The sequence below is a fragment of the Nocardia sp. NBC_01327 genome, assembly GCF_035958815.1.
Classification (GTDB): domain Bacteria; phylum Actinomycetota; class Actinomycetes; order Mycobacteriales; family Mycobacteriaceae; genus Nocardia.
Genome location: NZ_CP108383.1, coordinates 5,138,716 through 5,159,671, shown reverse-complemented (window position 1 = coordinate 5,159,671; position 20,956 = coordinate 5,138,716). Strand labels below are relative to the sequence as shown.

Annotated in this window: 19 protein-coding genes and 2 pseudogenes; 15 read left to right on the top strand and 6 right to left on the bottom strand. The window is 64.8% G+C overall.

The window, feature by feature from the left end; all coding sequences use genetic code 11:
- Nucleotides 1-321 precede the first annotated feature (321 nt).
- Entirely contained in the window at nucleotides 322-1,131 is an 810-nt protein-coding gene (locus OG326_RS23440) for a helix-turn-helix domain-containing protein (RefSeq protein ID WP_327139257.1), read from the top strand.
- Here the strand turns inward: OG326_RS23440 and OG326_RS23435 are convergent.
- Nucleotides 1,112-2,716, bottom strand: a complete 1,605-nt coding sequence (locus OG326_RS23435) for an MFS transporter (protein ID WP_327139256.1) — start codon at nucleotides 2,714-2,716, stop codon at nucleotides 1,112-1,114. The two genes, OG326_RS23440 and OG326_RS23435, sit on opposite strands and share 20 nt — an antisense overlap.
- 250 nt (nucleotides 2,717-2,966) lie before the next feature.
- Here OG326_RS23435 and OG326_RS23430 point away from each other — a divergent pair, with 250 nt between their 5' ends.
- Nucleotides 2,967-3,320 carry a hypothetical protein gene (locus OG326_RS23430; RefSeq protein WP_327139255.1) on the top strand — a complete coding sequence of 118 codons (354 nt, stop codon included), beginning with the start codon at nucleotides 2,967-2,969 and terminating at the stop codon, nucleotides 3,318-3,320.
- 159 nt (nucleotides 3,321-3,479) lie between these two features.
- Complete coding sequence (locus tag OG326_RS23425; RefSeq protein ID WP_327139254.1) at nucleotides 3,480-4,274, top strand: hypothetical protein; 795 nt, start codon at nucleotides 3,480-3,482, stop codon at nucleotides 4,272-4,274.
- Between the two features lie 25 nt (nucleotides 4,275-4,299).
- On the opposite strand, the pseudogene OG326_RS23420 reads toward OG326_RS23425, so the two are convergent.
- A pseudogene (locus OG326_RS23420) lies at nucleotides 4,300-4,518 on the bottom strand (GNAT family N-acetyltransferase); the annotation flags it as partial.
- A gap of 136 nt (nucleotides 4,519-4,654) precedes the next feature.
- Here OG326_RS23420 and rox (OG326_RS23415) point away from each other — a divergent pair.
- The 4 genes from rox (OG326_RS23415) to OG326_RS23400 all read left to right on the top strand — a co-directional run bounded on the left by rox (OG326_RS23415) (nucleotide 4,655) and on the right by OG326_RS23400 (nucleotide 9,282).
- The gene (rox, locus tag OG326_RS23415; protein ID WP_327139253.1) at nucleotides 4,655-6,079 is read left to right on the top strand and encodes a rifampin monooxygenase; all 1,425 of its coding nucleotides are present in this window, start codon (nucleotides 4,655-4,657) and stop codon (nucleotides 6,077-6,079) included.
- Nucleotides 6,080-6,120: 41 nt separating this feature from the next.
- The gene (gene rox, locus OG326_RS23410; RefSeq protein ID WP_327139252.1) at nucleotides 6,121-7,545 is read left to right on the top strand and encodes a rifampin monooxygenase; all 1,425 of its coding nucleotides are present in this window, start codon (nucleotides 6,121-6,123) and stop codon (nucleotides 7,543-7,545) included.
- Between the two features lie 157 nt (nucleotides 7,546-7,702).
- On the top strand, nucleotides 7,703-8,110 hold the full coding sequence (locus tag OG326_RS23405; protein WP_327139251.1) for a YciI family protein: 408 nt from the start codon (nucleotides 7,703-7,705) through the stop codon (nucleotides 8,108-8,110).
- A 26-nt stretch (nucleotides 8,111-8,136) separates the two neighbouring features.
- Entirely contained in the window at nucleotides 8,137-9,282 is a 1,146-nt protein-coding gene (locus tag OG326_RS23400) for an RNA polymerase sigma factor (RefSeq protein WP_327146562.1), read from the top strand.
- 27 nt (nucleotides 9,283-9,309) lie between these two features.
- Here OG326_RS23400 and OG326_RS23395 read toward each other — a convergent pair whose 3' ends face one another.
- From OG326_RS23395 to OG326_RS23385, 3 genes are read right to left on the bottom strand one after another with little or no spacing between them, the layout of a single operon-like run.
- On the bottom strand, nucleotides 9,310-10,152 hold the full coding sequence (locus OG326_RS23395) for a helix-turn-helix domain-containing protein (RefSeq protein ID WP_327139250.1): 843 nt from the start codon (nucleotides 10,150-10,152) through the stop codon (nucleotides 9,310-9,312).
- Nucleotides 10,149-10,679, bottom strand: a complete 531-nt coding sequence (locus OG326_RS23390; RefSeq protein ID WP_327139249.1) for a DUF6879 family protein — start codon at nucleotides 10,677-10,679, stop codon at nucleotides 10,149-10,151. Before OG326_RS23390 ends, OG326_RS23395 begins: the two co-directional genes overlap by 4 nt.
- On the bottom strand, nucleotides 10,666-10,995 hold the full coding sequence (locus OG326_RS23385) for a hypothetical protein (RefSeq protein WP_327139248.1): 330 nt from the start codon (nucleotides 10,993-10,995) through the stop codon (nucleotides 10,666-10,668). The genes OG326_RS23390 and OG326_RS23385 overlap by 14 nt, the downstream gene beginning before the upstream one ends.
- 601 nt (nucleotides 10,996-11,596) lie before the next feature.
- On the opposite strand from OG326_RS23385, the pseudogene OG326_RS23380 reads away from it, so the two are divergent.
- Nucleotides 11,597-12,280: pseudogene (locus tag OG326_RS23380) on the top strand (HAD family hydrolase); the annotation flags it as partial.
- 54 nt (nucleotides 12,281-12,334) lie between these two features.
- Here OG326_RS23380 and OG326_RS23375 read toward each other — a convergent pair.
- The gene (locus OG326_RS23375) at nucleotides 12,335-12,688 is read right to left on the bottom strand and encodes a hypothetical protein (protein WP_327139247.1); all 354 of its coding nucleotides are present in this window, start codon (nucleotides 12,686-12,688) and stop codon (nucleotides 12,335-12,337) included.
- Nucleotides 12,689-12,819: 131 nt separating this feature from the next.
- On the opposite strand from OG326_RS23375, the gene OG326_RS23370 reads away from it, so the two are divergent.
- The 7 genes from OG326_RS23370 to OG326_RS23340 all read left to right on the top strand — a co-directional run bounded on the left by OG326_RS23370 (nucleotide 12,820) and on the right by OG326_RS23340 (nucleotide 20,897).
- Nucleotides 12,820-13,581: a hypothetical protein gene (locus OG326_RS23370; RefSeq protein WP_327139246.1), complete on the top strand. Its 762-nt coding sequence runs from the start codon at nucleotides 12,820-12,822 to the stop codon at nucleotides 13,579-13,581.
- A complete protein-coding gene (locus tag OG326_RS23365) occupies nucleotides 13,565-14,038 on the top strand; it encodes an NUDIX domain-containing protein (RefSeq protein ID WP_327139245.1) in 474 nt (157 codons plus the stop codon). Before OG326_RS23370 ends, OG326_RS23365 begins: the two co-directional genes overlap by 17 nt.
- A 29-nt stretch (nucleotides 14,039-14,067) precedes the next feature.
- The gene (locus OG326_RS23360; protein WP_327139244.1) at nucleotides 14,068-14,940 is read left to right on the top strand and encodes an AraC family transcriptional regulator; all 873 of its coding nucleotides are present in this window, start codon (nucleotides 14,068-14,070) and stop codon (nucleotides 14,938-14,940) included.
- 7 nt (nucleotides 14,941-14,947) lie between these two features.
- Nucleotides 14,948-16,060: a serine hydrolase domain-containing protein gene (locus tag OG326_RS23355; RefSeq protein WP_327139243.1), complete on the top strand. Its 1,113-nt coding sequence runs from the start codon at nucleotides 14,948-14,950 to the stop codon at nucleotides 16,058-16,060.
- Entirely contained in the window at nucleotides 16,057-17,901 is a 1,845-nt protein-coding gene (locus OG326_RS23350) for an ABC transporter ATP-binding protein (RefSeq protein ID WP_327139242.1), read from the top strand. Before OG326_RS23355 ends, OG326_RS23350 begins: the two co-directional genes overlap by 4 nt.
- Nucleotides 17,898-19,610 carry an ABC transporter ATP-binding protein gene (locus tag OG326_RS23345; RefSeq protein ID WP_327139241.1) on the top strand — a complete coding sequence of 571 codons (1,713 nt, stop codon included), beginning with the start codon at nucleotides 17,898-17,900 and terminating at the stop codon, nucleotides 19,608-19,610. Before OG326_RS23350 ends, OG326_RS23345 begins: the two co-directional genes overlap by 4 nt.
- Before the next feature lie 108 nt (nucleotides 19,611-19,718).
- A complete protein-coding gene (locus OG326_RS23340; protein ID WP_327139240.1) occupies nucleotides 19,719-20,897 on the top strand; it encodes an MFS transporter in 1,179 nt (392 codons plus the stop codon).
- Nucleotides 20,898-20,956: the final 59 nt, after the last annotated feature.

Genomic DNA, 20,956 nt, shown 5'->3' with positions numbered 1-20,956 from the left:
GGGTACATCCCGGGTAGTTACAGGTGCTAGCCACCGCAAAATCGTAGCGTTGGTTTCGTCATTTCCAACGCAACAACACGAAACGAATCGTTTTGAGCCCCAAACCAAACCTCACCGTCCTGACCCCCGATAAGTGAACGTTATCGGGGGTCAGGCTTCGCCATATCCCCCGTCAACACCAGAATCCATTACGTTTCGTTTGGTCACGCCATACGCTACGTAACCACAACGGAACCCCTCAAAAACTGTGCACCCCTGTACACCCGTCCCATTTCCGTCGCGAGAGCGAAAAGTTCGGACGGGGGCCACTACTTTGGTCATATGCGGCAGGAGCACTACCCCACCCTCGACTACGCGGATTTTCCGAGCATTGTGATTCCGCTGGAGTCCGCGACCGGGCTGGTGACGCATGTGCACCCGCAGCATCAGCTGACCTGGGCGGCGGAGGGTGTGCTCACGATGGTGGCCGAGGAGTGCCGGTGGGTGGTGCAGCGGGCGCGGGCGCTCTGGATTCCCGGTGGGACACCCCATTCCGTGGTGCCTGCGGCCTCAGCTGAGATGTTGTCGCTGTATTTCGAGGCGGCCGATTGTCCACTGGATTGGCGGCAGCCCACCGTCGTCGACGCCTCGGGGCTGATCGGTCCCCTGATGACGTATCTCTCGACGCTGCCGAACCACGTGCCCGACCGGCGTGCTCGCGGCAATGCGGTGCTGTGGGATCTGATGGTTCCCATGCCGGCGACGGTGATGCCGGTGGTGCTGCCGACCGACCCCGGTGCGCGCCGAGTCGCGCTCGCGCTCAAGGAGAATCCCGCGGACGCGCGCAGTCTCGATATGTGGGCCCGGGAACTGTCGGTCTCGGCGCGTACGCTGTCGCGACGTTTCCGGTCCGAGACCGGTACCAGCTTCGAGCGCTGGCGAGCGCTCGAGCGCCTCAACTCCGCTTTGCCGTTGCTCGGTGCGGGACAGCCGATTTCGCGGGTCGCCCGGGCGGTCGGCTACACCACGGCGAGTTCGTTCATCACCGCGTTCCGCCGCGAAATCGGTACCACCCCGGCGGTGTTCTTCGGTGGGAGCGGTACCGATCTCGGCAGCAGCGCAGGCGGTGTGGCTACCCGAGCCGCCGGGTAGCGAACCACTTCCCGGCGGCGAAGAAGACCGCGGCAACGAGGGTGGCGGCCAGGGCGGTTTCGGTGCCGAGGGTGAACAGCGCGTTCAGGCCCTCGATCGACGCCGTATGCGCGGTATCGGTCAAAAGCGGAGTCGCCGAGGCGAATTCCGGCGGCACCGCATGGACCACGTTGGTTCCGCCGCCGGCGGCGACACCGTCCAGGAACTGGGTGCGCAGGTCTGGCGTCACAGTGACATTGTGGGCGGACTGGATGGCATCCAGTCCGTGCGCCGCCGCATCGCGTGCGCGGTGGCTGAACATCGCTCCCAGTCCCGCTACGCCGACCGCCATGCCGACTTGGCGCAGGGTTCCGAAGGTCGCGCTGGCCATTCCCGCGTTCTCATCGGAGGCGAAGGTCAGTGCCGCCGCCTGATTCACGGTCGTGATCGCACCCAGTCCCGCGCCCCCGATAATCATTCCGGGCACGAAATGAATCCAGGAGTCGGTGCTGTCGATACCGCCGAGCAGCCACATTCCGAGCACGACCAGACCCATGGTGGCCGGAAGGGATACCGCGGTCGGAACTCGTTTGGCCAGAACCGCTCCCAGCGGCGCGGCCACCAGGGCCGCGATACTCAGCGGCACCAGACGCACGCCCATCTGCAGCGGAGTGAAGCCCATGGTGTTGATCAAAAAGATGGCCAGGTAGTTGGAGGCGGCCATGAGCGTCGCCATATGTGCGACCGCGATGATCGCGATGCCGGCGAATCCTGGCTTGCGCAGCATGGATACATCGAACAGCGCATGGGTGGCGCGGAACTGCCACACCATGAACAGCGTCAGCAGAACCGCCGAAGTGGCCGCGAGGATCCCGATGGTCAGGGACGTCCAGCCGAGGGAGTTACCTCGGGTCAGGCCCAGAACTCCCGCCAGCAAGCCGCCCGACAGCAGGATCGAGCCGAGCCAATCCGTACGGCGGTCGGGGTGGCGCGGTGTTTCGGGCAGACGCCGCAGGGCCAGCGCGAAGATCACCACTCCGATAGGCACATTGATCGTGAAGATGGACCGCCATCCGAAGGCGGTGACCAGAGCACCACCGATGACCGGACCGGCCACCGTGGCGGCGGCCATGACCGCGCTGTAGATCCCGATCGCCTTGGCCCGTGCGCGTGCATCCGGGTACGCCACCGCGAGCAGCGGCAGTGCGGTGGCGAAAAGCATTGCCGCACCGACACCTTGGACTGCACGCAGCGCATTCAACTGAAGAATGGTTCCCGACAGCACCAGCGCCAGTGACGCGCCGGTGAAAACCGTCATGCCGCACAGGAATACCCGTTTGCGGCCGAACCGGTCACCAGCTGTTCCGAGGGTCAGCAGCAGTCCGGCGAGGGGCAGGGCATAGGCGTCGATCACCCACTGCAGCCCATCGATGGACGAGTCGAAATCACTCCGGATATCGGCGAGTGCGGCCGACACCACGGTGGCGTCGAGCATCAGCATGAAGATCGCGGTGCACACGATGAACAGCACCACCCCGGGCCGGGAGGGTGCACCACCGACTTGTCGTTTCGATTGTCCGAGTACAGCACCGGCAGTCGTGGCCATGAAAACCCCTGATTCTGAGCGGACGCGCAGCGCATCGAGCTGCCGCGTCCCTGATGATTCGGTGGATGCACCCCGCCGGCCAGGGTGCATCACCAACGCTAATGACGAGCCGAGGTGTCGGGAAGGCAAAATGCGGACAGGCAGTTTCGCCTACCCGACACGATCACCCGCGGCGTCTCGCTCCGCTCCCCCGTGCAAAGCTGGACTCGAGCAGCACCGCTGATACCAGACCTCAGGGACGGAATCCGACTTGTCCGATGCAGAACCGATCAGCTGGGACCATCTGAAGGCGCGGCAGCCCAGCGACGCCGACCGTGCTGCGCTGCAGACGACGCTGATCGAGCGGGCCGTCGCGGTCAAGCAGCACGGGTGGGACGACTATCGCGACGTGTGGTCGGCCGGTGAAGTCGCCGGTGTCGCATATCTGCTGGGTGATGTCGCGCTCCTGGAAGAACTCGAGGAGCACGAGGGCTCGGTGCTGACCCGCTTCGCCGGAGACCTCTACGGATTCCAAGGCGCCCGCAAGGAGATCGCGTCCGGCCTCACCGGCACCCAGGCCTGGTTCGCCGACGCCCGCAAGAAACTCGACCGGGCCACCACCTGATCGGTTGCTGCCGAGGGCCGGTGCCATCGGTGCGTTATCTGCAGCCGCGGCAAGTGTGCAAATGGCGCAAACATCCAGGTGGCGCATTCGCGGCAAATATTTCAATCAGGCCCTGCGCGTTGTGATCTGACGCCGAATCTTTGTGTAAATATCTGCGGCATGACCGCACCGTTATCAGTTCGCAAATTGGCTTTCACCGCTGCGGCGTTAAGTGTGTCGGCGGTGCTGCCGGCAGCGTCGGCGCAGCCTGGTCTGCCCGCGCCCGGTGGTGGATTCCAGGCATGTACGGCGGTTGCCTGCGGCACCATCGGTTACGCCTGGGCCGACGACTCCGGCGCTCCGGTCGGACATGTCACCGTCGCACATCTGGTCTCGGATGTGGGCCAACAGGTTACGTCGACCGCGTTCAACGGTGTTCCCGTGACCACCATGACGACACTGAAGTCCACCCGCGACGCCGACCTGTCGGTCGTGTCTCCGGCGTCGGCGGATCTATCCTCGTCGATCACCCTGTCGGACGGAACGGTGCTGACGGTGTCCGGGTACGCCGCGGAGGGCGATGTCAAATCGGGTGAGCGAGTGTGTCATTCGGGATGGAATGCCACGACGGCGGCCATGCACGAGGCCTGCGGCGTCGCGGACTCGATCGGGCCGACCGCCAAATGCCAGGCCGCCGGCACCGGAACCAGTACGTGCGTGCTGCTGGTCGCGCCCCCGGCCGGGAGCTGGATCGGCGGCCCCGGCGACTCGGGTTCACCCGTCTACGGTTACCAGCCCGACGGCAGTATCACCCTGATCGGCAACTACAAGGGGACCACCACCGACGGCAAGGCCATCGTCGAACCGGTCTACGCCGCAATCCAGATCTTCGGTGGGCACCCATATCTCGGCACCCCGATCATTCCGCACGGCCCGCTGCCCTCGGACCTGACCACCGGATCCAACGGCCACTGACCGCCGCGGACCCGGTCAGCAATACTCACCCCTGACGGTCTTTGATCCAGAACATCCCACAACCCGACTCCGCAGGCGCACGAACCTCACGTGGCTCGATCCGGTCGAGGCGGTAGCCCAGCCGTCGAGCCACCTCGGCACTGCGGATATTGGCAGCGTCACAATGGATTTCGGAATGCTCGATACCGGGCAGCGCCAAAGCGATGCGAGTCAGCCCGGCAGCGGAACGGGTGATCACGCCGCGACCGTATGCGCGACCATCTCCGGATGTATGTCCTTCCCCCTCTCAACATATAGCGCACCCGGGGGCTTGCGGCAAGACCCCGGTCGTGCTGCAGAATCTCCAGCCGAAGCCATAACCAGCGGAAACAGGGGGTTCGATGATTGATGTGATCGTTGCCGGTGCCGGGCCGACGGGCTTGATGCTGGCCACCGAATTGCGACTGCACGGGGTGCGGGCGCTCGTGCTGGAGAAGGAGGCCGAGCCGACCAAGATTGTGCGTGCGCTGGGCATGCACGCGCGCACCATCGAGGTGATGGACCAGCGCGGTCTGCTGGACCGGTTCCTCGCGCTCGGCAAGCAGCACCCGCTCGGAGGGTTCTTCGCGGGCATCAGTAAGCCGCAACCGGAGCGGCTGGACACCACGCATGCGTACGTCCTCAGCATCCCGCAGCCGGTCACGGTCCACCTGCTGACCGAACATGCCCTCGAGGTCGGCGTCGAAATTCGCAGTGGCAGTGAAGTACTCGGGTTCATTCAAGATGAGGAGGGGGTGACCGTCGAACTGGCCGACGGCACGCAGTTGCGCTCGCGCTACCTCGTCGGTTGCGACGGCGGCCGCAGTACGGTGCGCAAGCTGCTGGGCGTCGAATTCCCCGGTGAGTCGAGCAAGGTGGATACGCTGCTGGGCGAGGTGGAGCTCACCGCCTCGGCGGAAACGCTTACCGCCGTGATGACCGAGGTCCGCAAGACACAGCTGCGATTCGGCGCCATGCCGCTCGGGGGTGGAATCTTCCGCCTGGTCGTGCCCGCCGAGGGTGTGGCCGAAGATCGCACCGTCCCACCTACTTTGGATGAGGTGAAACAGCAGCTGATGGCGACCGCCGGCACCGATTTCGGTGTGCACTCGCCGCGCTGGCTGTCCCGCTTCGGCGACGCCACACGGCAGGCCGAGCATTATCGGGTCGGCCGCGTACTTTTGGCCGGCGATGCCGCACATGTCCACCCGCCGATGGGCGGGCAGGGCCTCAATCTCGGTATCCAGGACGCGTTCAATCTGGGCTGGAAACTCGCCGCTGCTGTCAATGGCTGGGCGCCGGACGGGCTGTTGGACAGCTACCAGGCCGAACGGCATCCGGTCGCCGCCGACGTGCTGAGCGACACCCGCGCGCAGATGGAATTGATGTCGCTCGAACCTGGTGCGCAGGCAGTGCGCCGGCTGCTGTCGGAACTGATGGATTTCGATGTGGTGAACCGGTATCTGATCGAGAACATTGTCGCGATCGCGATTCGGTACGACTTCGGCGAGGGGCACGAACTGCTGGGGCGGCGCCTGCGGGACATCACGCTGAAGCGGGGTCGTCTGTACGAACTGCTGCACGGCGGTCGGGGACTGCTGCTGGATCAAACCGGGTTGCTGTCGGTGGCAGGCTGGGCAGATCGGGTCGACCATGTCGTCGATATCAGCGAGGAGTTGGACGCGCCCGCGGTGCTGTTGCGGCCGGACGGGCACGTCGCGTGGGTCGGTGACGATCAGCAGGATCTGCTCGACCACCTGCCGAAATGGTTCGGGGCTGCCGTGTGATGACCGTAATGCCATGGGGTACAGCAGATTAAGGGGTTTTGATGATCGACGTGATCATTGCCGGTGGCGGACCGACCGGCTTGATGCTGGCCGCCGAATTGCGGCTGCAGGGAGTGCAGCCAGTGGTGCTGGAGAAGGAGACCGAGCCGACCGCGCATGTCCGGTCGCTCGGCATGCACGTGCGCAGCGCCGAGATCCTGGACCAGCGCGGTCTGCTGGACCGATTCCTCGCGGTCGGCACACAGCATCCGCTCGGCGGCTTCTTCGGCGGCATCAGCAAGCCACGGCCCGAGCGGCTGGACACCGCGCATCCCTATGTCCTGGGAATTCAGCAGCCCGTCACCGAACGGCTGCTGGCTGAGCACGCGGTCGAACTCGGCGTCGAGATCCGGCGCGGCTGCGAATTCGTCGGATTGAGTCAGGACGCGGACGGGGTGAGCGTCGAACTTGCCGACGGCACCCGGTTGCGCTCGCGCTACCTCGTCGGTTGTGATGGCGGGCGCAGCACCGTGCGCAAGCTGCTCGGCATCGAATTCCCCGGCGAGCCTGCCCGGATCGAGATGCTGCTGGGCGAGATGGAGGTGACCGCGCCGCCGGAGACGCTGGCGGCCGTGGTGGCCGAGGTTCGCAAGACGCACAAGGGATTTGGCGCGGGACCCTCAGGTGCCGGGGTGTACCGCATTGTTGTGCCCGCCGAGGGTGTGGCCGAGGAGCGGTCGGTGCCGCCGACCCTCGAGGAGTTCAAACAGCAGCTGCGGGTGTTCGCCGGCACCGACTTCGGCGTGCACTCACCGCGCTGGCTGTCCCGCTTCGGCGACGCCACTCGGCTTGCCGAGCGGTATCGGGTCGGGCGGGTGCTGCTCGCCGGTGACGCGGCGCATGTCCACCCGCCGATGGGAGGGCAGGGGCTGAATCTCGGTATCCAGGATGCGTTCAACCTCGGCTGGAAGCTGGCTGCGGTGATCAACGGCTGGGCACCGGACGGATTGCTGGACAGCTACGAATCCGAACGGCGCCCGGTCGCCGAGGACGTGCTGAACAACACCCGAGTGCAGTCCGAACTGATGTCCACCGAGCCGGGCCCCCAGGCTGTCCGCCGACTGCTGTCGGAGCTGATGGATTTCGATGAGGTGAATCGGTATCTGACCGAGAAGAGCACCGCGATCGGGGTTCGCTACAACTTCGGTGAAGGCCCCGAACTGCTGGGCCGACGGTTGCGGGACATCACGCTGAAGCGAGGGCGACTCTACGACCTGATGCACGACGGTCGCGGACTGCTGCTGGATCAAACCGGGCTGCTGTCGGTGGCAGGCTGGGCGGATCGGGTCGACCACGTCGTCGATATCAGCGAGGAGTTGGACGCGCCCGCGGTGCTGCTGCGGCCGGACGGGCACGTCGCGTGGGTCGGTGACGATCAGCAGGATCTGCTCGACCACCTGCCGAAATGGTTCGGCGCCGCCAGTTGACGCCGCGGCCGCGGCTCGGCGTGGTCATATGCTCGTGAGTGGGTTGTGTTGCAGGATCGCCGGAAGAATGTCGTGCCGGGATGTCGAGATCCCGGCCGCGGCTCCGTCCCCGAGGTGAAACGGCCGCAATGGGCCGTACGGCATCAAGGAGAAGATGATGGCAAAGTACTTGCTGCTCAAGCACTATCGTGGCGCGCCGGCCGCGGTCAACGACGTGCCGATGGACCAGTGGACTCCGGAGGAGATCTCGGCACACGTGCAGTACATGAACGACTTTGCCGCCCGGCTCGAGGACACCGGCGAGTACGTGGACAGTCAGGCGCTCTCTCCGGAGGGGACATTCGTCCGCTTCGACGGCGAGGGGCGGCCGCCGGTCACCGACGGACCGTTCGCCGAGACCAAGGACGTGATCGCCGGATGGATGGTGATCGACGTCGATACGTACGCGCGGGCGCTCGAACTGGCCGGTGAGTTGTCGGCGGCTCCGGGCGCGGGTGGGAAGCCGATTCACGAATGGCTCGAATTGCGCCCGTTCCTGGGCCACGCGCCGACGATTACCGAGTGACCGGACCGGCCGGGGCAGATCAGGTGCTGGACGCATTGCTGCTGCGGGAACTGACTCCCGCGGTGATCGGCGTCCTCGTGCGTCGTGGAGTCGATTTCGCGACGGCCGAGGACGCCGTGCAGGAGGCACTCATACAGGCCGCGCTGTCCTGGCCGGACCAGCAGCCCGCCGACCCGAAGGGCTGGCTGGTGACTGTTGCGTGGCGCAAGTTCCTCGACGCCCACCGCTCGGAAGCGGCGCGCCGCGACCGGGAGCAGCGGGTCGAGGCCGAGCCGCCGCCCGGCCCGGCCGAGGCAGCCGACGACACACTCCAGCTGTATTTTCTGTGCGCGCACCCGTCATTGACACCGGCCTCCGCCGTCGCGCTGACACTGCGCGCGGTCGGCGGTCTGACCACAAAGCAGATTGCACAGGCCTACCTAGTGCCGGAATCGACTATGGCCCAGCGCATCAGCCGGGCCAAGCGAACCGTCTCGGGCATCCGGTTCGACCAGCCAGGCGATGTCGGCACCGTCCTGCGCGTCCTCTACCTCGTCTTCAACGAGGGCTACTCCGGCGACATCGACCTCTCCGTAGAGGCAATCCGCCTCACCCGCCAACTGGCCCGCCAAACCAAGCACGAGGAAGTCGCGGGCCTACTCGCACTCATGCTGCTCCACCACGCCCGCCGCCCCGCCCGCACCCGCCCCGACGGCAGCCTCGTCCCTTTGGCCGAACAAGACCGCACCCGCTGGGACACCCGCCTGATCGCCGAGGGCATCGACATCCTCCAAACAGCCCTGGCCCGAGACAGATTGGGCGAATTCCAAGCCCAAGCCGCCATAGCCGCCCTCCACGCCGACGCCCGAACAGCCGAGGAAACCGACTGGGTACAGATCGTCGAGTGGTACGACGAACTACTACTTCTCACCGACAACCCGGTAGCGCGTCTCAACCGCGCCGTAGCGGTAGGCGAGGCCGACGGTCCCCACGCCGGCCTCGCCGAACTGGCCCACCTCGACCCCGCCCTCCCTCGCCACACCGCCGTCGCCGCATACCTGAATGAGCGCGCCGGTGACCCTGTAACCGCCGCAACCCTTTACACCGAAGCCGCCCACTCAGCCCCCAACCTCCCCGAACGCGACCACCTCACCCGCCAAGCCGCCCGCCTCAAAGCCCAACTACGCGATTGATCGGCCATCAGCCGAGGAGCGTCGGTCTCAGCGACGCTGCTCTATCGCCTTGTGAATCAGGCTGCGGGCGGCCTCACCGTAGCTCGTCTGTGCACGGAGCAGATCGAAAAGCTTGCCGTACAGCGCTATCTCCCGCGGCTGGGTGATCGTCAGCTCGGCGGTGACAGTCTCGACAATCACCAACTTGTTGTCGTACATGACGAAGCTGTTCGTCGCGGGCCCTTCGTAGATGGCCGCGCTGGGCAGGATTCCCAATTGCACGCGCGGCAAGGCCATGGCCGTCAGAAGTCGATCGAGTTGTTCGACCATCACCGAGTCCTGTCCGGCAGTCGTATACAGCACCTGCTCGGCGATCACGAATGAGAAGCGACGGGTTCCGCGGTACAGCACCTGCTGGCGCTCGATCCGCGCCGTCACACCCTCGTCGACATCATTGGGGATGTCGTAGAAGCGGATGATTCTGCTGAGGATCCATTCGATGTAGTCCGGCGTCTGCAAGAGCCCGGGAATGATCATGGGCTCGAACCACCGCATGATCTGGGTTTCACCTTCGATATGCGAGAGCATCCGCTGACGCCGACGAGTGCCGGTTCCGAGGACCCTGCGAAACTCCATATACGCAGCCTGGATGTTCCGCAGCGAGGCGATCAGGTCCGGGAATTCATCGAGACTGCCAGTGAGCGTGCACCAGGTCCGAAGGTCCGCCTCCGACGGAGTTTGCTTGCCGTACTCGATCTTGCTGGTTTTCGACTCGTGCCAGCCGGCCGAATCCGCCAGTTTGCGCCCGGTAAGTCCGGCGTCACGGCGAAGCTCCCGGAGACGTGCCCCGAGAGCTTCGCGTTGTTCATGCGCGGCGCCGCTGTGGGTCACTGCGCCCCCGACTCACGGAAGTCGAGATAGGGCACGGCCGAACCCCAGGCGTAGTCTCGAATCCCCTGACAGTAGGCCACAATTCGGGGATCGTTCGTGACGGCTCCGCCCACCCAATTGCCGGCAGGATCGAACGTGGTGAAGGATACGATCGCATCGTCCAACAGCCACCAGTCATCTGTACCGAGCTGGAGGCGGTCGGCCAGATGCCTTGGCAGGTATCGGATCTCCTCCCCTGCGTCGACATTGTGCCGGGTGATCTCCAGCATCCACCGTTGGTAATCAGTGAGAGGGACTGTGACGACCCGAGCCCGGCGCATCGTCACGCCGCGAGCGGTGCTCTCTCGCACCAGGCTCAGCCAGTCCTGGAACCAGGCGTAATCGTCCTCGATGCCTCCGGCCAGCCAGTTCCGATACGGCTGATCACCTCCAGGTGACTCGTAGTCGTCCAGCAACTCAAGGTGAAAGGCCTCGTTCTTGCTGCTGCGAATCAGATTATTGACTTCTTCAATGTCAAGCTGCTGCACCGAAATACGTCCTTTTGCGCCGCGGAACCACGATCGCGGTTTCGTTCTCCTCGAGCTTCAGCACCGCGAGGGTTTCCACATCGGTGACTTGCCGCCCACTCACGGTGAATGTGCCGCGCCCCGTGTCTGTAAGCGGCACACCGATGAACAGGTCGTGTTCGGCGAATCCCAGTAGCACATGCGGGATTTCAACAGTGGCCCCGGAATCGGTCAGCCAGCCCACGATCAAGAACGAATCGGGATCGGTTTCGTACAGCGCCGGACACCCGCCAGACGGCGACCCACTTCGACCCAGGAAACGTAATGGCTCCACCATGATCAGTCCTAGTCTTCTCGGCGATTATGCGTGAGCTACCTGCCCACCGGTTCTATGGTCCCGCGCATTCAAGGGCTCCGGGCCAGAACAGAGCTCAATTCGCAAGCTCGAGCAAGTTCCTGGATCCCAGCCCCACCAGCCCCTTAACGTCAGGGCAAAGCGCCCAGGGCCCCTGTCCTGGCCCCCACCACGACAGGGGATACAGATGCCGCGCACTGAGCCGCAGGCGAAAGTGCTTGTCGCACTGGCAACGCTGACACCGACGCGGACACTGACCATCCAACAGCTGTGCAACCACGGGCGGCCGCCGACCGGGACCGATTCGCATGAATGTCGATGACGTACTTGCACTCTTCGGCGAGGAACGGCCTGCCCGATGGCTGCAATACCACGACGGTTCATGGGCTCCGGTCTGGCAAGACGGCTGGGTGGGCGAACCATTCACAATCGCCGATCTACTTCAGGTAGTCCACGACCCGGCCGCACTCGAGGAACCTGGGGCCAACGGCAATTCGGTCCTTTGAAACGAAGCGGTCCCGAGGAGCGTCGGTCTGTCAGAATGCAGGTTATGAGCGTGCGGAGCGCGTGACTCGTTGTCTGGGACGTCGATGGCACCCTGATTCCGGCCGATTTGCGTTGGCTCAGAAGGGCTATCGCCCGCACCTACTCCCTCGCGGAAGCAGACATCACCTTCCCCGCGACGCGCGTGCACGGCTATACCGACGAGTCCATCGTCGTGGACACTGCTCTCGCCTCCGGCATTCCCGCACCGACCGCAGAACTCGGAGTCGAACGATTCCACCAGAAACTGGCTGAGGTTATGACTGAAGGAGCATCGGAGCTAGCACGAGTTCAGCCCGCCTACCCCGGTGCGGCAGACACTATCGCATTGCTGCATGAGCACGGCTTCCTCCAGACCGTACTGACGGGGAATCTGCGGTCTGCCGCTGAAGTCAAGCTTCAAGTCAACGGTTTGGATCCCTACTTGGACTTCGATATCGGCGCTTTCGGATCCGACGCGAGGGATCGCTTCGACCTTCCAGCGGTTGTTTCGCAGCGATACTCCAGCAGGTATGTCAATCGACTCGACCCTGCACGGACTGTTGTCATCGGTGATGCGCCGAACGACATAGCCTGCGCCAGGCATGCAGGATTCCGGGTCGTTGTCGTCACCCATCGAACTAGCCGCGAGGAACTGGCCCAGCATTCGCCGGACGCGATAGTCGATGCGCTGGAACCAGATATGGTGGTCGCTCTCGTGGAATCACTGGCCGGCGGGAAGTAGCCCGCTGCAATGGAGTCGACATGCTCGGCGACGTGGAAGCCAGCACGATTCGAGTCACCTTCGTGGCTCGAGCGGTGGCCACGCCTCGAACGCGAGTGCACGCGTCAGCGCGGGAATCCAGGCCCAGATCTTCGACGGGTCGACTGTAGCCAGTTCGGCGAACGTGGTCACAGGGTTGGGCGAGCCACCTACATGCTCGAGGGTTGGCGTGATCACCAGGGGCGCATCAACGGCATGTAATGCCTTGCGCAACTCCCCCATCGGATCGTCCATCGATTGAATTCTCCACATCGTCTTGACTACCGACGCGCCGAGTTCACCGGCTCGCCGCTTCGCGTGGAACTCTGCTCGATCGAGTTCGCCCTTGGTTTCCAACAGCGTCTTGTCGATCCAGATAACCGCTTTCATCGCATGCCTCCTCGGTGAGCCCTGCCCCGACGGTATGACCGCGAGCGAGGCATCTGAACTGCGCGCGGGACGTTTCTTGGGACACTTCAAATTCCGCCAAACGTCCCGGATGCGTCCACTAAGGTGCCGATATGAGCCAGCGCTTGAGGTCGGCCATGTTGCGAGCACAGCTGGACTCGGCGGCGCTCGCCGCAGCCGTGGGTGTGGACGCGAAGACTGTCAATCGCTGGCTCGCAGGGCGAGTGCCACATCGCCGCACCCGCTTCGCGGTGGCGCAGATACTGGAGGAATCGGAGACCACGCTCTGGCCACAGACCCGACCCGACCTGAGCGCAGGCGCACCCGCGACGGCCGAAGTCCTCGGCGCATATGGGCATCGGGCTGATTTACCGAACGAGCTGTGGATATCACTCCTCCTCAAGGCGACAGAACAGATCGATCTCATTGGCTACGCATACCCGTTCGTCCTCGAGTTGCTCCCCAACGCAGCCGACATCATCGCGGCGAAGTGCGGCAATGGGGCTCGGGCGCGACTCGCATTCGCTGACCCGGATTGCGCCCACGTCATCGAACGAGACAATTTAGAACAGATGCACGGCACATTGCCAGGGCGAATCCGCAACGCGCTGAGCATGCTTGGCCAACTGACGACTACGCCGGGATGCGGAATCGGGTTGCACACCATGCACCTGTACAACTCGGTGTTCCGATTCGATGATCAGATGATTGTCACGCCCTACCTCGTGCGGGCACGCGGCTACCAGCACCCGGCCTTACACCTGCGGAGCCTGTCTCGACACGGGATATTTGCGTCCTTTGCCGATCAGGTCGAACAGATATGGGATACAACGACTCCCTATATTCAAGGAGAGCTTGATGAGCGGACGGCGTGACTACTACCGAGATCCCAACGCGCCCAAGGCGAATAGTCTTGTGCCGGGTGGGTCTGCGCTGGTTATCGATGACGGGGGCAGGATTCTTCTGCAGCGGCGACGGGACTCGGGGAACTGGTCGTTGCCCGGGGGGATTATGGAGATCGGGGAGACGCTCGAGGAGTGTGTGGTGCGGGAGACCAGGGAGGAGACCGGGCTGGAGATTGAAATCACTGGGCTGCTTGGGATTTACACCGATCCGGAGCATGTGATCGCGTATGCCGATGGTGAGGTTCGTCAGGAATTCAGTGTCACGTTCTACGGGTGCGTCTGTGGGGGTGAGGTCGCAGTCAGTGACGAGTCGACCGAGGTTCGCTTTGTAGGGCTGGATGAGCTCGCGGACCTGCCGGTTCATGACACGGTGCGGCTGCGGCTGCAACATCACGCGGAGCAGCGTACTCAGCCCTATTTGGGCTGAAACGGCTCGGCTGTCCGTAGCCTGGGCGGGTGGGAGTTGTGGATTTCGGCGGCGCGCCTGAGGGGGGTTGGGATTTCGCGAGGGCTGCTGGTGTTGGGCGGCTGGGCGGCGCGATGATCGGGTATCGCGATGTGGGTGGTGGTGGGCTGGATTTGCGGGTTGCGGGGACGGCGGCCGTGACTGTGGTGATCGGGTTCGGGGATCAGGAAGTGATCGTCGATGATGCGGTGGGGCGGCGGAGGCTCGGCGGGTTCGTTGTGGGGCTTCCTATCGAAGCGATGCGGGTCCGTTGTCGGCGGGCGGAGTGTGTCGAAGTGCGCTTGTCGCCGATACAGGCGTATTCGCTGTTGGGCGTTTCCCCGGCGGATCTGGGGCGAGGTGTTGTCGATCTGGAGGATTTGTGGGGGGCGCGAGCCGTGCGGCTGCGGGAGCAACTTGCGGACAGCCGGACCTGGGACGAGCGGTTCGCATTGACGAAAACGTTTTTGGCGCAGTGTGAGCGGCCGATGCGAACACCTGATGCGGAAGTGCTCGCCGGTTGGGATCGCATTGTCACCTCCCACGGCCAGTTGAGGATCGGTGAGCTCGCCGAATCCCTCGGATGGAGCCATAAGCGCCTGGGGGCGCGGTTCGAGTCCCAAATCGGCCTGACACCCAAGCGAGCGGCCATGCTGGTGCGATTCCGGCACGCGGTCGACGGCTTGCTCGCCGGCAGGCCGATTGCCGACGTCGCCGTGGACAGTGGCTACACCGATCAGGCCCATCTGTCCCGAGACGTATCGATTTTCGCGGACCACACGCCGGGAGCCCTGACGGCGCTGTATCTCCCCGCCATCTCCCAGCACCGGCACCGGGCCTGGGGAGAATTTTTCCAATACCGCGGGGGAACGCTCGATCGATAGTGGTCCGATGACCGACACCCTCGATCCCGAGAAGCTACACACCGCCCTGGAGGCCGTCCATCACGCGGGCATCCCCGGAACTTTCGCCGAAGTGCGCGCTGACAACCGAATCTGGCGTGGCGCAGCCGGATTCGCCGAGGTCGCCACCGGCCGCCCCGTCACCGCCGACATGCGACATCGCGTCGGCAGTGTCAGCAAGACCTTCACCGCTGCGGCTGTGTTGCAACAGGCCGACAATGGCGAAATAGCCCTCGACACCCCGATCGGCCACTACCTGCCACGGCTGGTTCCCTGCGAACGAGGTGCGGCGATCACGGTCCGGATGTTGCTCAACCACACCAGCGGCCTCTCCGACTATCTTCCGCAGGCCTTCCCGTCCCTCACGGTCTTCCCCGCCCCTCCGGGAACGACACAGAAGAGCATGGACGACAATCGGTTCAGAAAGTTTCATCCGACCGAGCTGATCGAGATGGGGATCTCGGCGCCTGCCACCAGGGCCCCGGGCGAGACGCCGGGGGTGTACTCGAACACCAATTACCTGCTCCTGTGCCAACTTCTGGAGTTGGTAACCGGTACCACGGCCGAGAAATGCATCACCGGCAACGTCATCGAGCGCGCCGGGCTCCAGGACACCGAGCTCCCGGCCGGACCGCATATCGACGGACCGCACGCACAGCACTACGAGGCGTGGTTCGGCACGATCGATCCGCCGCGTGACTACAGCGTCTACGACATGTCATGGGTGGGTCCGGCGGCTTCGCTGATCTCAACCGTCGCGGACCTGAACCGCTTCTTCGGCCTGCTGCTGGCCGGCGACATCATCAGTGAATCGGCGCTGACGCAGATGCAGCGCACCGTTCCGGTCATCTCCTTCGAGGGCAAGACCATCGACTACGGCCTCGGCCTGCACAAGCGGACGGTGCCCGGTCAAGGCATCCACTGGGGCCACGACGGCTCCGTCTGGGGCGGCGGCGCGCTGACTCTGACAAGCGCCGACCGCACACGGCAAATGTCCCTCACGGTGAACCTGCAGCGCTGGAACCGAATCGGCTCCGCGCCGCAGCCACATCCCATCGACGAGGCGATCGAGGCGTTCACCGAGCTCGCGCTATCGCGATGAACGCCGTCGATCTCGCACAGATGAGAGCAGAGTCCACACCGCTATCGGATAGCGCGCCCGAATCGAATGCGGCCGAACAGCGCGTAGCGGGGTTGCTACGCGCTTTTGTGCCGGGTTTGGCCGCCGTGGTGGTCCTGCAGGCCATCGGCGCGGTAGCGGGTCTCGCGCCGCTGCTGGCGGTCGTGGAACTGGGCCGAGTTCTATTGTCGCCCACAGCGATCGATCACGGTCACGTCTGGACCCTCGTTGCCGCGGGCGCGGGCGGCCTGCTGGCGAAACTGCTCTTCACGGCGGCTGCGTCCGGACTCGGGCATATTGTCGACGGCCGAATCCAGCTGTCGTTCCGCAGGCAGCTGGCCGCACGTCTCGGCCGGGCGCCGATCGGCTGGCTCTCTCGACGCCGCACCGGCGAACTCGCAAAAGTGGTGGGCCAGGACGTGAGTGCCGTGCACCCCCTCACCGCCCACGCTCCCGGTGAGCTCGTCTCCGCCTTCGTCGTCCCGCTGGTATCACTGGCCTACCTGTTCACCATCGACTGGCGGTTGACGCTGATCACCATGATCCCGATAGTGCTGGCGATCGCGATCATCCCGCTGATGATGACCTCTACTCGCCGGCGTGAGCAGATGACGCTGGATGCGAATATGGAACGGATTTCGAGTTCGGCGGTCGAATTCGTGCAGGGCATCGCGGTGGTCAAGGCCTTCGGTGGCGGCGAGCGCGCGCATCGCGCATTCCTCACAGCCGCGGACGAATTCACCGATTCCTTTCTGCGCTGGGTGCTCGGCATCGCCGCTATCGCCGCTGGACTCGCACTGGCGCTCTCACCGGCCTTCGTACTGCTGGTCGTGCTGATCGGCGGTACGGCGCTGATCACGAACGGTTCGCTCGCTCCGGCGGATCTACTACCTTTCCTGCTGCTGGGATTGGGACTGACCGCTCCGATAGCAGCGCTCGGCCACGGTTTCGACGATCTGCAGGCGGCCCGCCGTGCGGTGGCGCGGATCCGTGATGTGCTTGCGGTGCAACCGCTTCCGGAGCCGGTGCAGCCGATCGCAGCACAGGGTCACCGGGTGGAACTGCGCAACGTCCGATTCGGGTACGACACCGGCCACGAGGTGCTGCGTGGCATCGACCTGGTGCTCGAACCAGGGACGACCACCGCGCTCGTAGGGCCGTCCGGAAGCGGAAAGTCGACTCTGGCACAACTTTTGCCACGGTTCTTCGACCCCATCCACGGCGCTGTGCTGCTGGGCGGGGTCGATCTGCGCGAGCTCGGCAGTCGTGAGCTCTACCGGATGGTCTCGTTCGTCTTCCAGGACGTACGTCTGCTGCGCGCATCGGTGGCGGACAATATCGCCCTGGCGGTACCGCACGCCGACCTTCAGGACGTGATGCGGGTGGCGAAGCTGGCGAACATTCACGAACGAATTCTCGAGCTGCCCCACGGCTACGATTCGGTGATCGGCGCGCAGGTGAAGTTCTCCGGCGGTGAGGCGCAACGGATTTCGATCGCACGTGCGCTGCTGTCCGATGCGCCGGTGCTGGTGCTCGACGAGGCGACCGCCTTCGCAGACCCGCAGACCGAGCTGGCGGTGCGTGCCGCGCTGTCGACCCTTGCGGGTGATCGAACGATTCTGCTCATCGCGCACCGCATGGAGACGATCGCCGAGGCCGACACCGTCGTGATGCTCGAGGACGGGGTGATCGTCGAGCGGGGCAAGCCCGCCGAGCTACTCACGCGGAACGGGAAATTCACAGAGTTCTGGCGATCGCACCGATCCGTCACCGATGCGACCGGAACCGTCGTCGGCACCCGACCGGGAGGAAAGCTCCGATGATTCGAATGCTGTTGCAGGTCTTGGGAAAAGAGTACGCCCGGCCGCTGCGCCGCACGATCGCACTGATGATCGCGGCCGCGGTGGCAGAGGGCGCGTGTTACGCATTCCTGGTTCCGGTGCTGCGAGCACTGTTCGGTGCGACGCCCTCCGACGCCTGGCCCGCACTGATCGAGTTCTGCGCCGCGTTCGGCGTCTATGCGGTGCTGCGCTACCTCGCCGATCTGTCCGGCTTCCGGGTGGCGGCCTCCGCACTGCGCGGCGTATTCCACCGTTTCGGTGATCACCTGGCTCGCATTCCGCTCGGCTGGTTCACTGCCGGCCGTGTCGGGGAGGTGTCCGTCGTGGCTGGTCAGGGCATCATGCAGGCGATGAGCGCGGTGGCGCACCTGCTGGCGCCGATCACCTCCGCCAGCGTGACTCCATTGACGATCGTCGTGGTGATGCTCGTATTCAACTGGCAGATGGGTGTGGCCGCGCTCGTAGCGATACCGCTCGTGGTCGCGATTCAGGTGTGGACGGGCCGATCGATGGCCACCGCCGATATCGACCGTCACGAACGGGACGCCGAAGCTGCCGGGCGGGTCATCGAATACCTCCAGGTCCAGCCTGTGCTCCGAGTCGGCGGCCGGTCCGCCGAACGGTTCGAGCTGCTGGACGAATCGCTGGCACAGGTCCAGCGTGCGGCCAGACGCTCCACGCTCTCGGCGCTGCCGGGCCTGGTGGGCCTCACCCTCACAGTGCAAGCGGCATTCACGGCCCTGCTTGCGCTCGGCGCATACCTTGCGCTCGGCGGAAATATCAGCGCGGCAGCGGTTCTGGCCATCCTGGTGCTCGCCGCGCGTTGTGCCGATCCGCTACTGTCGCTGGCCGATATCGGTGGTCAACTGCGCGGCGCACGCTCCGAGCTGGCGAGGCTCGATGCGGTGTTGCGCACCGAACCACTGCCGGAACCGCGCACATCGGTCCGGCCGGTGCGGCATGACCTGGAATTCGATTCCGTGGTCTTCCAGCAGGACGACCGCACGGTGATCGACCGGCTGTCATTGTTCGTGCGTGAGGGGCAGCGGCTCGCCGTTGTCGGACCGTCGGGTGCGGGCAAAAGCACTCTGCTCCAGCTGATTGCGCGGTTCTACGACGTGGGCTCGGGAGCGGTGCGCATCGGCGGTGTGGACGTACGCGCGATCAGCACCGACGTGCTCATGGATCAGATCGCCATCGTGTTCCAGGAGGTCTATCTCTTCGACGGCACCATCGAGCAGAACGTGCGACTCGGCCGGCCCGACGCCGACGAGGCCGAGGTGCGCGCGGCAGCATCCGCGGCACGATTGGACGAGGTGATCGAGCGACTCCCAGACGGCTGGGCGACAAAGGTCGGCGAGGGTGGCGCATTGCTTTCCGGTGGTGAGCGCCAACGTGTTTCGATCGCGCGGGCCCTGCTGAAGAATGCGCCTATCGTGCTGCTCGACGAAGTGACCTCCGCGCTGGACCCCGTCAACGAGGCGGCCGTCCACGAGGGTGTCGAACGTCTGATGGCAGGCCGAACCGTGGTGATGGTGGCACATCGGCTGCGCACCGTGCAGCGCGCCGATCGGATCGTCTTCCTGGACGGTGGCCGGAATGTGGAGGCGGGCACACACGACGAATTACTCACTCGCGGTGGCCGTTACGCCGACTTCTGGAATCTCTCCATGCAGCCGGTCACAAGCTAGCGCAGTCGGCGGCCGACTTCGACGTCGCCCACCGCTCCCCCGAGTTGCAATTTGAAACTGATACACCCTAGGTTGGATTAGTTTCATTTTGCTACTTTTGGAGGCGTGATGGCGGGAGTTGGGCGACCGCAGCGGGTGATGTTGGCGCTGGTGTGCGCTGTGGCGGTATCGACGATCTATGCGATTCAGCCGGTGCTGGAGGCGGCGGGGGCTGAGCTGGGGTTGTCGGCGGAGTCGCTGGGGCGGCTGGTTGCGGCTGGGCAGGTCGGGTACTTCGCGGGTCTGATTCTGCTTGTGCCGCTTGGTGATTTGCTGAATCGGCGGCGGCTCATCGGCGGAATGCTGGCGCTCACCGGGGTGGGGGCGGCGATTACGGCGGCCGCGCCGAACGGGGTTGTCGCGATGGCGGGGCTTGCGATTGCGGGGGTGTTCGCGGTGGTTGTGCAGGTGGCGGTGGCCTATGTCGCGGCCATGTCGCCCGCGGGCGAACGTGGGCGCAATATCGGCGCTGTCACCTCGGGTGTGGTGTTGGGAATCCTCGGTGTTCGCGTTGTCGCGGGGGTGCTGGGTGACACGGTGGGATGGCGTGCCATTTATGTCCTGCTGGCCGTGTTATGTGGCTCGCTCGGTCTCATTACTCAGGTCGGGCTGCGTCCTGATGCTAGAACGTCCAGAGATCAGTACGGACGGGTGCTGAGGTCGATGGGACGACTGGTGGCCACGGATCGAATGTTCTTGAGCCGGGGGCTGATTGCATTCTTCCTCTTCGCCTCCTTCGGCACCCTCTGGAGTGGGCTCGCACTGCCGCTGAGCGCCGAACCCTGGTCCTTCGGGACGACCGCCATCGGGCTCTTCGGAGTGGCGGGACTCGCGGGAACCCTCGGCGCCGCCCGAGCGGGCAGATGGGCCGATCGCGGCCACGCTCAGGCGATCAGCGGTTGGTCGCTGCTGGTGCTCGCCGCGTCCTGGCTGCTCATCGTGTGGACCGGGCCGACTCTGGCACTGCTCATCGCCGGGATCATCGTGCTCGACTTCGCGGTTCAAGCCGTGCACGTCAGCAACCAGCATCTGCTGACCGCCGCGCATCCTGACCGTGCCAGCAGCGTCATCGGCGCGTACATGGCCTTCTACTCACTCGGGTCTGCTCTCGGCGCGCTCACGACCACATGGGCGTACAGCGCGTGGGGGTGGTGGGCCTCCTGCCTCTTCGGTGGTTTCTACGCCCTGTCCGGGCTGGCCGTGTGGGCGCTGGCCCGGCTCGGGGGACAGTTCGGTCAGAACCGATAGCTTGACGACCGGCTAGGTATCTCCCTAATCTGCAAGAGAGGCACAGGCTTACGGAGGTG